Here is a 14797-nt window from a genome sequence, read left to right on the forward strand (position 1 = left end):
AAATGATAAGTTAAAAATTAAATATTAACTTATAAGCTGCTAGAGGCTCGGCTATAGCTAAGGTAATAACCTTAGCTATAGCCGAAGCAGTTAAATTTTATGTAGTGTTACTCTAATTAATAGCTACACCCTAGCAGCTAAAACTTAATTATTACCATAGCCATTTATTAAAGTTATTTATCACCTAAATACTCTGCCATTATTTGTTCAATTTTTTGATCTTCTGCAAGCCTTAATAAAACTAAGTTAACGTCGTTAACTAGTTTACTGTCGGCTCTAAATGCGAAGCCGTAACCTTGCTTATAATACTCCGCACTTGGAATATGAATATTCTCTGCTTTATGTTTATTTTTATAAAACAACAATTGTGGACGGTCAAAAACAACGCCATCCACACTTTTATCTTTTAGTCTTTCCATGGCTTGGCTTAGGTTATTTACCAATACTTTTTGGCCTTGATGTTCTTCAATAAAGCCTATAGCTGGCGAGCCTGCTGATGCTGCAATTTTTTTACCTGGAAATTGTTCAACTTGTGTAATAGTAGAACTGCTAAAGCTTGATACGGTAAGAGTACTGGCAATACCTGCAATCATTGATGTAGCAAAAATTAATGAAATAATCATCCAACAACCAGCTACAACTCGGCCTTTTAAGCTCACCGGTGCCATGTCGCCATAACCTGTTGTACTCATAGTCACTATGGCTAGCCACATACCGTTAGCTATCCCTCTTTTTGGATCTGCAGGAAACTGCTCTGGAGAATGTTTGCGCTCAGCAAGCCAAAAGAGCAGCCCAACAATGGCCAGCAAAGATAAAAATATGGCAACAGCAATTAGTAATTGTATGCTAAAAAAAGGTTTTATTTTACCCCAAATACTGGCATTTTCATCGCGCGAGGCAATAGTAAGGCTCGATTGGTAATAAGGCTGAGAAAACAGAAACTTTTCCACTCGCTCCGAGGTAATACTAATCGGCCCAGCAAGTAAATCAACTTCGCCTTGCTGCAAAGCGGTAAGTGCCTCATCAACCGTAGTAAAATATTTATATTGGTATTCCCAATTTTTTTTATCGGCTATATTTTCCCAAATTGTAAGTGAAATCCCCTCTAGTGAATTATTTTGGGGATTGTGTATAACAAAGGGAGCATCCCCCGCTACACCAACGGTCAAACCTGTCTCTGGCAAAGCACTTTGAGCATGCACCGATAAGGTTAAAATTGCCATAAGGCTTAAAGCGCCTACACGTAATGAATTTAATATTTTTGTTAGCATAAAAACTCAATTGTTTGGGGTGATGTGAATAGCTTATAAGCTCACAAACATACTAATAGAATATGTATAAGGTTACGAAAGTGTAAAATAGTTTCAAGCTAAGGTCAAAAATAGCTTGATTTAGCGCTTAATTTTCAGATGGTAGCCTTAGCTTTCAGATAAAAATAAAAGCCAAGTACGGTGTTTAAAATGCATAAACACTATTTATTAAAGAGGTTAAGAGTGCATAAAGTAGTGATTTAAATCGTAGCAAATAAAGCTAGCAACTAAACAAGCTCCCTCACTTTTAATCCTCTGCCACTACTTATTTGATGGCACTGCGCCAAAAATAACTCTGCTGTGGCTTGTGCGTCGGTAAGTGCGTGATGACAATGATAACTAGGCAGTTCGTAGCGATTACGACATTCGTTTAACGTTAAATCATCTTGCTTTATTTCGACGCCTTGATGTTGCAGGCGCTTTTTTTCTATTTGTAAGGTGCAGAGTATTAGTTTTGGCCGCGTAGTAATATTGGCATTTTTAAGCGCTGGTTTTAAAAAACCCCAGTCGAGCATGGCATTATGAAACACTAAAATACAGTCATTAAAGTGCTCACTAAGGTGCTCTAAAATACTATGTAAACTTTGCCCTGCAGCTACATTATCATTATTAATGCCGTGATAAACTGGGCTTTGTGCCAAGTTTTTAACCTCTTTATTAATTAAATGCTGCGACTGACTCATTTTTATACATTGATTTTCTATAACCACCCAAGCTAGCGACACTATTTCGTGCTGCTTGGCGTCAAGCCCAGTTAGCTCTAAGTCAATCACTAGGTAGCGCTGCTTTAAAGCAGCATGTGCCAGTAGCTGTCGCCTTTTAAAATAACGGGTAATTAAGCGCTTAACCATAATGTTTATTACTCGCTTTGTCCGCCGCTTTTTTATAAACAGCCATGCTATAAGCTACCACGGGCAAATTTAAACACAGCGGCTTGCTGCGCTTGTTTTACCAGATAAAATGCTTCTTTGAGTTGGTGGCGCTCTAAAGAGTTTAATTGGTCGGGGTTAATACAATTACTGGGCAGCCCTTCTTGATTTATTTGCGTGCTTAATCGCAGCTGGGTTAAAAAACGCCAGCAATCTTTTAGGTTATAAATATCTTCTTTGCTGAGTAAAGTGTGTTTTAACAATGCGTCTAAACGCTCTTGGGTATTGGCACGGCGAATCCCCGCTCTTAATGCATATAAACGCACTATGTCGTTAATTATTACTACGCCACGTTTTTTTAAGTCGATATATTTATAGTTTTTTTCTGTTTTTTCGGTTTTAAAATTATTAAACAAGCCTATAGGCACGCTGTTTGAGTCAATGTCGTTGGCCATGGCGGCGTAAAATAATTCGTTGCGTGACATGTGCGTAAGTTGCTCATAAAACTTACTATAAAGTGTGTGTGAGCCTTCGATAAAGCGTAAATCAAAAAATATTTTACAGTTGAGCATGGCTTGAGGGGTTGGGCTGCTTATCCATTTAAAAAAGCGCTCGCGCCAGTCACTAATACTCATTCGGCACAACTCGCTACTGGCCATTATATTGCCAGGGCAACGTCTAATGCCGCACTCTACTAAGTTTTCGCAAACATATTCCCCCATGCCTTTAAAGTAGGCTAACTCATCGTCATTTAAACCATCGGGTAATAATAAGCCATTATCTTGATCTGAATGTAGAGTTTGTTCTTCACGGGCTTGCGAGCCAAAACAAATAAAACTAAAACTACTTGGTGCTACTCCATGTTCTTGTTGATACAAATAAATTAGCCGCGAGGTGAGTGCATCGGTTAGGCCACTGAGTAATTTGCCAATTAGCGATATGTCGTCAATATTGTACGAAAAGCCGCGTAGCAACTCTGGGATCTCTTTGGCGTAGCGTTTTAAATCGGCAATAGCACGCGCTTTATAAATACGACCTATAAGTTGTACCGGGTCGCTTTTTTGCTGGCGTAATAAATCGGTACTGGTGATCATTCCCAAAGGTTTGTGGTTTTCGTCAAGTACTGGAATATGATGAATATTATGTTTAAGCATTAAGTGTAGCGCTGAAAACACCCGGTTATTTTCAAAAATAAACTTGGGTTTTGCTGTCATTATGCTGCTTACGCTTTGCTGAGGATCAACTTCATCTGCCAGTACCCGATTACGCAAGTCGCGGTCGGTTACTACCCCAACTAAGTGCGCATCTTGGGTGATCATAATAGATGACACACCATACTCTTGCATTTGTTTTGCCGCGTGGCGAATACTCGAATCTGGCGTTAAAGTAATGGCTTTTCGGGTCATTAACTCTGATATTTTCCTCTCCGACCAGCTTTCTGTTTTACTTTTATAATGTGATGAGAGTAGGCGGTTTGCATGAGCGCGAACAAAATATTGTTCAAACGGTTTATATTCGCGGCGCAAATAATCAAACGACTCCTGAGGCAGCATATACACTATGCCCTCTTTTTGTACTTCTAACCTGTTTTGCATCGCCTCACCGGTTAATAGCGACGGAAAACCAAAATAATCACCTTGTGCTAAACGCGTAACTATATCGCCTTTACTATCCACTAAATCGTATAAACCTGAGCGAATTAAAAATAACTTAGGGTGATCACTTTGCAGCCATTGTGCTTGGTTTTCACGGTTGAGGTAAGCAATATCAAGGTGCTTTACAAAATAGCTGCAAGCACTCGCCTCAAGCATGCTAAACGGGGCCTGCATAGTTACAAACTGGGTTATATCTTGCTGCTCTGCACTCATAGTTACGCTCGTTAAGTGATTTATATAAGGTTTAATGTAATCATTTATTAAACAAATAAAAAGCCCGACTTAAGTCGGGCTTTTGGTACTTTTATTGCCTGTTAAGCAAATAGACTTAGTGATCGTGAGCTTCACTAGATCCTTTAGGATTACGAATACCTTCAACCAACTGTTGAATTTCCAGTGGTGTCGGTTTAGTAAATTTAAGTACTATTGCAGCAACTGCAAAGTTAATTATCATACCCACTAAGCCAATACCTTCAGGTGAAATACCTAAAAACCAATGCTCGGCACTATTAAGCTCTGGGCTAACAAATTTAAAGTAAATAATATAGCCAGCGGTAAAACCAATACCCGTTACCATGCCAGCAATTGCACCTTCTCTGTTCATTGCTTTAGAGAATATACCCATAATAATAGCTGGGAAGAAACTCGCTGCCGCTAAGCCGAAGGCAAATGCAACCACCGATGCCACAAACCCTGGCGGGTTAATCCCAAAGTAGGCGGATATAACAATAGCGACCATGGCAGCTAACCTCGCTGCGAGTAACTCTTGCTTATCGCTAATATTAGGCTTAAGGGTTCGCTTGAGTAAATCGTGCGATACGGAGGTAGAAATAACTAACAGTAAACCTGCGGTTGTTGATAATGCTGCTGCAATACCACCGGCAGCAACTAGGGCAATAACCCATGCTGGTAAGTTAGCAATTTCTGGATTAGCAAGTACCATAATGTCGCGGTCAACATCTACTTCATTAGCACTGTTTGGATCGTCAATGCTGCCTGAAGTGTAAAACATTTTGCCATCACCATTTTTATCATTAAAAGTAATTAAGCCGGTACGTTCCCAGTTTTTGATCCACGTTGGTGCTTGTGCATACTCTGTACCGCTACCATCTTTACCGTTAATAGTATCAACCATGTTTACGCGAGCAAATGCAGCAACTGCTGGTGCTGTAGTATAAACAATAGCAATAAACACTAAGGTCCATGCCGCTGATATACGCGTATCTTTAACGCGAGGTACAGTGAAAAAGCGAACAATTACATGTGGTAAACCTGCAGTACCCACCATTAATGCACCGGTAATAGCAAATACATCAATCATACTCTTAGAGCCTTCGGTATACTGAGAAAAGCCCAATTGCGAACTTATGCCATCTAGCTTATCAAGTACATAAGCACCTTCTCCGCCAATTAATGTGGCACCAAAACCAGTTTGTGGCAAAAAGTGACCTGTCATCATCATAGAGATAAAAATAGCCGGTACTAAGTAAGCAAATACCAACACACAATACTGTGCAACTTGCGTATATGTAATGCCTTTCATACCACCTAAAACAGCATAAAAGAATACAATAACCATACCTATGTATACACCGGTTTCAATTTCTACTTCTAAAAAGCGAGAAAAAACCACGCCTACGCCACGCATTTGCCCTGCAATGTAGGTAAAACAAATGAATATGGCACAAAAAATAGCAACTAAACGCGCTGTACGTGAGTAGTAACGGTCGCCAATAAAGTCTGGCACAGTAAACTTGCCGAATTTACGTAAGTAAGGCGCTAAACACATGGCAAGTAATACATAACCACCTGTCCACCCCATTAAGTAAACGCCGCCGTCGTAACCCGCAAACGAAATAATACCCGCCATTGAAATAAACGACGCCGCGCTCATCCAATCGGCAGCGGTTGCCATACCATTAGCTAAGGGAGGTACGCCGCCACCCGCTACATAAAACTCTTTAGTTGAACCCGCTCGGGCCCAAATTGCAATGCCGATATAAAGCGCGAAGCTTAAACCAACAATTAAAAACGTGAGTGTTTGAACATCCATTGCTTAGCTCCTATTCGTCTACGCCATATTTTTTATCTAACGTATTCATTTTGACTACGTACACAAAAATCAAAGCCACAAAGGTATAAATTGAACCTTGCTGGGAGAACCAGAAGCCAAGTTTAAACCCAAAAAAACGTACTTCATTAAGTACATCAACCAGTAATATGCCAAAACCAAATGACACGACAAACCACACTGCTAATAATTTAAATAACAGTGAAATATTTTCCGCCCAATAAGCTTTTGCTTGTTCTTCATCTTTAAAAGCCATTTTTATTTTCCCCTTTAAGCATCACTAAAAAGTAATGAGTGGTTTATTTTTCATCTACCAATTTAGCAACGCAATGCAAATATTGAATTGCGACCATAGTCGTAACAGCCTGTTAACCTTTTGGCGAAAAACCAGTATTTAGCTGATATTAAAATTAAAAAGCATTATTTTTCAGCTATTTAAAACCTTACTCAGATCCCACCCGTTAACATTTTGATAAAATTTAGATTGCATGCGACATTAGTCTTATACTGTATTGCTATAATTTAATGTTTATAAATAGCAATTAAAAACAACAGCTTAAACTTATAAATAAATATCGCACCCACACTTAATTCAAGCTCTGGTATTGTGTATAGTCCATGCTAGTTGAGTGCATATTCAAAAAGGTTTAATAAATACATGACTGCCGTACTAATTTTTGTTGCTTTGAGCTATATAGGAGTGCTGTTTTGGCTCGCAAGTTGGGGCGATAAAACCACGCCTTTGGCTAAGCGTATTAGTCATCATCCTTTTGTGTATGCATTTTCACTAGGCATTTATTGTACATCTTGGACCTACTACGGCTCGGTAGGAACTGCAGCCACAAGCAGTTGGAGTTTTTTGCCCATACTACTAGGCCCCGCATTATTATTTTTTTTCGGCCAAGGTTTTTTACGTAAATTAGTTTTAGTGAGCAAAAAACAAAATATTACCACCATTGCCGACTTTATTTCTGCCCGTTATGGCAAGCGCCAAACCACCGCTATTATGGTGACTTTAATCGCGCTATTAGCGACTATTCCGTATATTGCGCTGCAATTAAAAGCGCTCAGTTCGAGCTTTTTACTGCTACAAACAAGTAATAAAATATCTGGAGATATAGTCGCCCTGTCGGCAACCTTAATTATGGCGTTATTTGCAATATTTTTTGGCACTCGAAAAGTTGATGTCACTGAATATCGTTCAGGGCTAATGCTTGCTGTAGCGTTTGAATCTCTCATAAAATTAATTGCACTCATGGCTGTAGCTGGGCTGGCTGTGTATTCTTTATTTAACTTACCTGAGTCTTATGCTAACCAAGTAGACGAGCCTTTGTGGACACACTGGGCCGACTTTGACTTTTTTAGTTTTAACTTTGTTGGTCAGTCATTAATGGCTGCGGCGGCTATTATTTGCCTACCGCGTCAGTTTCATGTGACCGTGGTCGACAATCAAGACAAGCGTCATTTATTTACCGCGCGCTGGGCGTTTCCACTGTACTTATTACTTACCGCAGCAATGATTTTTCCAATAGCAACTGCCGCTATTCACCCAGAAATAGGCCGTAGTTTTTCACCCGACAGCTTTGTGTTAGCCCTGCCAATGCTGCACTATAATGCCTTTTTAACCACCTTCGTTTTTATTGGTGGCTTGTCGGCTGCCACTGCTATGATAGTGGTAGCAACACTCACTTTAAGTACTATGATTTCAAACGATGTAGTACTGCCCCTAATACTGCGTCGCAAATTTAAACGCAACTTAATAACCACCAGCTATAGATCGAGAATACTATTAGTACGACGCTTTGCTATTGCCGGTATTTTAACCTTGGCTTATTTTTATCAGCATTGGTTTGGTCACGGAAGTGCATTAGCGAGCATGGGCCTGGTGGCATTTTCGTTAGTAACCCAATTATTACCCGCTATTGTAGGTGGTTTATATTGGCGAAAAGGCCATGCTTATGGCGTTTATGCGGGCTTACTTGCAGGCTTTATATGCTGGGTGCTGTTTTTAATGCTGCCTATTTTAGATGCTGGCAACACGCTAAATAACGAGCTACAACAAACCCTTATGACCCGCGGCACGCTGATTGCGTTATTTGCTAACATAGGTTGTTATATTAGCTTTTCGTTAGGGGCTGAGGAGCGATTAATTGATAAAATTCAGGCTGCTGCATTTGTTAACCCAAAAGATCAGACTATTTTATCAAAGCGTTTAAATAAAGATGTTAAAGCCACAGTATACGACTTTAAAATACTGCTACAGACCTTTTTAGGTATTCAGCGCAGCCAGCAAGTATTAGCCAATTATGCCCTAGCCCATCATTTAAGTGACAACAACGCGCACCCCAAACCTGAGTTTATTGCTTATTGCGAACGTGCGTTAACCGGTGTGCTTGGTGCATCGTCGGCTCAGGCATTAGTGCACACTGTATCGTCTGGTAAGCGCATGGCATTTGAAGAAGTGGTTAACTTTTTTGATGAAACCACCCAAGCACTGCAATTTAACCAAAACTTATTGTTTACCTCGCTTGAAAACTTAAGCCATGGTCTTTCTGTGGTCGACAAAGATTTAAAACTTGTTGCTTGGAATAAACGCTATAGCGAAATGTTTAATTACCCTGAAGGCTTTTTAGAAGTGAGCCAACCGGTAGAAGACATAATACGTTATAACGCAGAGCGTGGTGAATGTGGTCCAGGCGAAATAGAACGCCATGTAGATAAGCGGGTTCGTCATTTAAAAAATGGCACCTCGCATCATTTTATTCGCCACCGCCGCAACGGCCAAGTGTACGAAATGATAGGTAACCCTTTGCCTGATGGCGGCTTTGTTACCAGCTTTTCAGACATAACAACACATATTAATACTCAAAATGCGCTGGAAGAAATTAATATCGATTTAGAAAACCGCATCGAGGCGCGTACTCAAGAAGTACAAACCATTAATAAAGACCTTCAAGCGCAAATAGATAGCCGAGTCCAAACTGAGCAGGCGCTAACTTTAGCCAAACGTGAGGCCGAAAAAGCCAACGACAGTAAAACCCGCTTTTTAGCACTGGCGAGCCACGATATTTTACAGCCATTAAATGCCGCGCGCTTATACCTTGCCGCCATCGACGAAAAGCAGCTCAATAGCACTAATCAAAATAATCTTGATAAACTAGGAGACAGCCTAGACTCTACCGTGCATTTAATGTCGGCTCTGCTCGAAATAGCCAAGTTAGAACAAGGCGCAATGGCGCCTACACCACGCCACTTTTGTATTGACGATATTTTGCAACCGCTTAAAAGCGAGTCGAGTATTTTACTCAGTGTAAAAGGGTTATCGTTCAAAGTGCTTTCTAACCAACAAATAGTGCACAGCGATATTACTTATTTACGACGCATTATCCAAAACCTGCTCTCTAATGCAATTAAGTACACACAAAGCGGTAAAGTTTTAATTGCCTGTAGAAACCGTAAACATAGCCTGCGCATAGAAGTATGGGATACAGGACAAGGGATCAGTGAAGCAGAGCAAGCTAAAATTTTTAATGACTTTTACCGGGTTGAGGCTGGCGACAATAAAGGCATAGGCTTAGGTTTAGGAGTAGTAAAAAGAATGGCTGACTTACTCAGCTTACCGCTTGATGTATGCTCAGTGCCTAATAAAGGCAGCCGCTTTAGTATTGAAGTACCTTATGGTGATGCAAAATTTGTACAGCATAAAAGTATTGCTAATAGTGTAATGGAAAACCGCGCCGCCATTAATATTGTTGCCGTTGACGACGATCCTGCCAATCTAGCTGCCATGGCAAGCTTACTCAACAAATGGCAAGCCAATTACACCTTATTTGATAACGTTGAACAGGTGCTTGCGCACGCTAATGAGCACAGCGCACCCGATGTGATTTTAATGGATTACCAGTTAGGTAATGATTGCGACGGCATAACACTTATAAAAACCCTGAGAGATATTTGGCAACACCAAGTCCCTGCTATCTTAATAACAGCGGTGCGCGATGAAGAGCTTAAACTAGAAACTAAAGCGGCTAATATTCATTACCTAAGTAAGCCTATTAAACCGGGCAAACTAAAAGCGCTGCTAAATCACAGCACTTAAATATTACACCCAGCCTGCTAGTAATAGCGGGCTGGGTTTTCCTTTGCTTTATTTTATAAAGGCTTAAGCCAGATTAGCGCGGCTTCTCAGCTTTTGAAACAACCAGCTCAGCCCCACTAAAGATAACCCTAATCCAATAAACGATATCGCTTTTAGTAAACCTGTTAAGTTTGCCATATCGATTAAAAATACTTTTAAAATAACCGCGGCCAATAAGCCTAAACCTACTTTTTGTATTAGTAGCTGATTTTTAAGATGGCCCACAATAACCGTACTTGCTCCCAGTACTAGCCAAATAATAGAATAGCTGTAAAGCTCAGCGTTACCTACCCCCTTAGATAAGTAAATATACGCCCCTTGCCAATATTGACGAATTAAACTGTTAATTGCCAAGAAGGTAAATGCCCCCGCAATTGCGAGAACTATTGCAATTACCTTAGTATTTATAGCTTTGCTATTTATAGTTTTAAGTAACCTTGCTAACCACAAAGTTAACCCTGCAGGTACTAACCATAATAACAATAACCAGTTAAATATTGGCGTTGTACCAATATCTATTGCACTCAATAACGGATTGTCGTCAACTAAGGTTTTTAGTGCAAACACACCAGCTAAGCCCGCCAATGCAAAGCCGCCAATGCGATACAGTTTTGCTAAACTCCCTGCTATTCGCGCGCGATATAAATACACACAACCTAACCCAAGCCAGTTACAAACCAGTAATACTTGCTCGTAAAAACTCAATGAATCAAATTGTGGATAATGCCCTACTAGCTGATAACTGGTTTCGGTGGTAATAAATAATGCCAAGCAATGCAGCGCTGCACCTTCTAGCCATAACTGCATTTTTGATGTGTTAAAACATCTTGCTGCAACATAAAATAGCACCGTACACAGCGGGTACACCACTATACTCCAGTGCAAACCAAAAATAGTAAGAGCCTCGTAACTTGGTGTCCAAGGTGAGAAAGTTAGTCGCAATAATAATGCTGCCACCAGTGCTTTAATAGGCCAATGTGGCATAGGTATGCTGTGGCGTTTGATCAGCAAGCTAATCAATAACACTTGAATAGCCAGCGCTATAGTTAAGCCACTGTCGTTTAATAGCATAGTAATCGCGAGCGTAATATTAGCATTTGCTGCTATCCAGTAGGTAAAACGCTGATACAAACTAGCACTGTGCTGCGCACTTTTTATTAAAACAGCACTACCAACAAGTAATATAACTGCCCAAAGCGGATACGCTGTACTTAACGCTGAATTAGGAATAAGTGCGTATAACGTGGCTATCATTAAAAAGAAACTAAATGCGCCGGTAATATGAAATGCCAAGCGCTTAGGAAACTTACGACCAAAATAAAGGCCATAAGCAGTCAAAGTAAAACCTAGTATTAAACCTAGTCCATATTCTTGTTTAAATATAAACAAGGCATCATCAAAATCAAAAGTTTGCTGGGTACTGACTAAAACGACCAGGGCTATGACTAAACACACAGCTTGCCATAAATCCCAGCGGCTATTTTTTAATACTAAAAACAGCATTAGCACTAAAGTTATTAAGCTAAATATCTGAAACTGCACGTCGAACCTATGCAATAGCATCATCAAAATAAACGGTGCGGTAAACACTAACATTAACGGGTGATCGGGCAGTACATTAATTAAACGCTTTAAGCTGTGCGGGCGAAACTCAATTAGTGTAAACCTTCCCCCTAAACGAGGGATAGCTACGAGGCCAATAATACTGGCGACTGCATAAACACCCAGTAACCAAATGGTGCTGCTTTCGAGTAAAACAAAACCCGCTAAGTACCAAAAAACATGCCCAGCCCAGAGTAAATACCACAGCCAAATACGCTGTACTTGGTGCGCCACTATGGCGGCAAATAAACTAACAAAGCCAACATACATAAATAAAGAAAATAAATTAACGCTATTACTACTAACCCAAATAGGCACGCTGTAGGCACCAATAATGCCCAAAACAGCAAGTAAAGGGCCAAACTTAATTGCCATAACGCTTGCACTTAAAGCTATAATCGCCAATAGCACAAATGCAACAGTGGAGCTAAGCATGGCGTAGTTACTGTAAGCAAGTAAGGCTAACGCAAAGCAGGTAATAAAGCCGCCACTAGCAAGGGCTGCCGGAATATAGTTATTAAACCCTTCAAATACAATGCGTTTATAATGTAAATACCCAGCAGCTGCTATTAAACCAAGGCCAAATAGTGCACCTAAACTCAACCGCATAACGGGTGAAAGTAACCCAGCTTCTAAGCTGTATTTTGCTAAAAAAATACCGCCAAACGCAAGCGCTATCGCGCCTATCCAGGTCATCCAGTTTTCTTCAAATCCTGCACGTAATTTATTAAATAATGTATGTAAAACGCTAGGTTTTTTAGGGAAGGTATTTGTTTTAGCTGTTTTAGTAACTGCAGCTTCATTGCCGCTTATAGCCGCAGTTTTTACCTGCGTTGAAACAGTTGCTGGTGTGCTTACTTGTGGTTGTGGTTGCGCTTGTGGTGGTGCTTGCTTACTAGCAAGCGGTGTTAATTGCTCTTGTTGCTGGAGTAAACTATTAACTTTAGCTGTTAACTGCACAACTTGTTGCCTTAAACTTTTAAGCTGTGTAAGTGCAATAAACCCGCAAATAGCGCCTGCTATTATCGCTAATATAAATAGCCCTACTAACCCAATCAACTCATCCATGGCATGCTCTTATTATTTTATTTAATATAAATTAGCGGTATTAAATTACCGTCGTTAACCACCATATACCGATTACAAAAACAGTTAAAGTAATCATGGCTTTAGTTTTATGTTTACTAATAAGTTGCTCGGCTTTATTACCGGCGTAATACACAACTACCGCTAAAGCAAAATATCGTATAGCACGCGAAATTGCGCTGGCTAATAAAAATAACCCGAGGGAATATTTAGTCGCCCCCGCTGCCAGCATGGCTATTTGAAATGGAATAGGCACTATGCCTAGCGTTATTACAAACCAGAAGCCTTGATTGTGCATTTGTTGTTTAACATTTTCAAACTGCTCGGGGCTTGAGAAACTATTAATAACCCAATCGCCAACTGCATCAAATAAGTAATAACCCAGCGCATAACCAAATAACGCCCCCACAATACATCCCAAAGTGGCCATTAAAGCAATAAGCCATAATTTTTCACGACGCGCTTGCATTAAGGGTACTAAAACAGCTTCAAGCGGAATAGGTACTATGGTCGACTCTAAAAACGACGCCACGGTAATGCCACTGAGCATATGTTTAGATTCAATAAAATTACGTGTTTTTTGTTTAAGCTTTTTTTGAATCGCCATAGTAAATCCTTTTCACTTATAAATAAGAACAAGAGTATTCAATGAGCTAATAATTACATATTTAGGTTAATACACGCTGAAAACACTGTGCTAAATTTATCAGGTCCTAGGGCGTATTAACAAATTAGTAATATCCATAAGAATATTTTATTATGTGCCCATGCAGTTAGATTCCCTATCACAGTAGTTATTAATTTATGCAAAGTGCGCGTTTTATTCCCTTTAGAAAGCAAGATATTGTTGATATGTGTAGCGAAGAGCTCAATAACAGCACACAACAAACATCGTTTAAACAGTTTTGTGATTTACTAGCTAGCCTTATTCATTACGATTACCACGCAACACTTGAGGCACTTAAAAACAATTATGCACCATTTGATCCCAATAGCGACACACGATCTTTAGCCCCCGTATCGGCAGAACAAAAAGCACAGTGCCAACGTGAGTTTGCTAAAGACTTTGCCAAGGTACTTAACGCCGCTAATTTTGAAGTAATCACCAATGAAGACTTACAAGACGCATTAAACGAAGAATCACTATTTAAGGTGCGCCTTGAAGTTGAATTTGACGACTTTGAAGAAGTGGTATTTTATCGCCGTGGCGAGTCGCAGCTCACTGAAACGATTACCAGCTTTTGGGGCTTGCGTAAAAAGCCGCTGCATTTTACTAATTACGATCGTGTTGCGGTGTTTATTCGCTTTAAAGATAGCGCTTATTTTGAAGCTAAAAACAAAACGCCACTGGGATTTGAGCCAAGTTCAACCATAGTAAAGTTGTTTCAAAATGTGCCTAAGGCCGATCTCGAAATGCTATTTCCTAATAGCGAAGTGCGCATGCGCCCTATCGATAAGGTCATTATTGGATCGTCTGCTTTAGTTGGCGGTGCAGTGGTACTTATTACTAAATTGGGCGCATCAATCGTATTATTGCTTGCTCTGTTTGCTTTTTGGGGTGGTTTTAGAAGTGAAGCTGTAGAAATGACCCAACAACACTTTATTACCTTTGCTATCGGTATGGGCGTGTTTGGCAGCTTTATTTTTAAAGAATGGAGTAAGTTTAAAAACCGCAAAATAAAATTTATGAAAGCCCTAAGCGATAACCTCTACTTTAAAAACCTCGATAACAACGCGGGCGTATTTCACACGCTTATTGATGCCGCCGAAGAAGAAGACATAAAAGAAGCCTTGCTTGCGTATACCTTTTTACTAAAATCGGAAAGCGGATTAAGCGCACAAATGCTTGATGAGCAAATAGAGCATTGGTTTAAAAGCAAATACCAGTGCGTTCTTGATTTTGAAATTAGCGACGCGCTTGAAAAGCTGGTACGTATGCGTTTGGTAACGTGTAGTAACGAAATAGAAGGTAATGAAGTGTATAGCGCGCTGAGTTTAGAACACGCAAAAACCATTTTGGATGAGCGCTGGGATAATCTTTTTCAATATAATTAATGTAGTATTTT

General features: G+C 40.0%; 9 protein-coding genes. 2 read left to right on the forward strand and 7 right to left on the reverse strand.

The features are described 5' to 3' along the window. Nucleotides 1-173: 173 nt before the first annotated feature. The 5 genes from I6F41_RS05870 to I6F41_RS05890 all read right to left on the reverse strand — a co-directional run bounded on the left by I6F41_RS05870 (nt 174) and on the right by I6F41_RS05890 (nt 6161). Nucleotides 174-1271, reverse strand: coding sequence for a transporter substrate-binding domain-containing protein (locus I6F41_RS05870; protein ID WP_226898030.1), 1098 nt, complete (start codon nt 1269-1271; stop codon nt 174-176). A 266-nt stretch (nt 1272-1537) separates the two neighbouring features. After that, nucleotides 1538-2161, reverse strand: coding sequence for a 3'-5' exonuclease (locus tag I6F41_RS05875; protein WP_011327289.1), 624 nt, complete (start codon nt 2159-2161; stop codon nt 1538-1540). A gap of 47 nt (nt 2162-2208) precedes the next feature. Then, entirely contained in the window at nt 2209-4047 is a 1839-nt protein-coding gene (locus tag I6F41_RS05880; protein WP_182683813.1) for a putative nucleotidyltransferase substrate binding domain-containing protein, read from the reverse strand. Nucleotides 4048-4162: 115 nt separating this feature from the next. Beyond that, nucleotides 4163-5887, reverse strand: a complete 1725-nt coding sequence (locus I6F41_RS05885; RefSeq protein WP_011327287.1) for a sodium:solute symporter family protein — start codon at nt 5885-5887, stop codon at nt 4163-4165. A 10-nt stretch (nt 5888-5897) separates the two neighbouring features. Then, nucleotides 5898-6161: a DUF4212 domain-containing protein gene (locus I6F41_RS05890; protein WP_011327286.1), complete on the reverse strand. Its 264-nt coding sequence runs from the start codon at nt 6159-6161 to the stop codon at nt 5898-5900. Between the two features lie 402 nt (nt 6162-6563). Here I6F41_RS05890 and I6F41_RS05895 point away from each other — a divergent pair, with 402 nt between their 5' ends. After that, complete coding sequence (locus I6F41_RS05895; RefSeq protein WP_182683814.1) at nt 6564-10004, forward strand: PAS domain-containing hybrid sensor histidine kinase/response regulator; 3441 nt, start codon at nt 6564-6566, stop codon at nt 10002-10004. Between the two features lie 63 nt (nt 10005-10067). On the opposite strand, the gene I6F41_RS05900 is transcribed toward I6F41_RS05895, so the two are convergent. After that, on the reverse strand, nt 10068-12713 hold the full coding sequence (locus I6F41_RS05900) for a DUF2339 domain-containing protein (RefSeq protein ID WP_182683815.1): 2646 nt from the start codon (nt 12711-12713) through the stop codon (nt 10068-10070). Between the two features lie 40 nt (nt 12714-12753). Next, nucleotides 12754-13338 carry a YqaA family protein gene (locus tag I6F41_RS05905; RefSeq protein ID WP_011327283.1) on the reverse strand — a complete coding sequence of 195 codons (585 nt, stop codon included), beginning with the start codon at nt 13336-13338 and terminating at the stop codon, nt 12754-12756. Between the two features lie 197 nt (nt 13339-13535). On the opposite strand from I6F41_RS05905, the gene I6F41_RS05910 reads away from it, so the two are divergent. Next, nucleotides 13536-14786 (forward strand): TMEM143 family protein, encoded by a 1251-nt coding sequence (locus I6F41_RS05910; RefSeq protein WP_182683816.1) that lies wholly within the window; start codon nt 13536-13538, stop codon nt 14784-14786. Nucleotides 14787-14797: the final 11 nt, after the last annotated feature.

Origin of the sequence: Pseudoalteromonas sp. SCQQ13, from assembly GCF_015864415.1 — a bacterium.
Taxonomy (GTDB): Bacteria; Pseudomonadota; Gammaproteobacteria; order Enterobacterales; family Alteromonadaceae; genus Pseudoalteromonas; species Pseudoalteromonas nigrifaciens.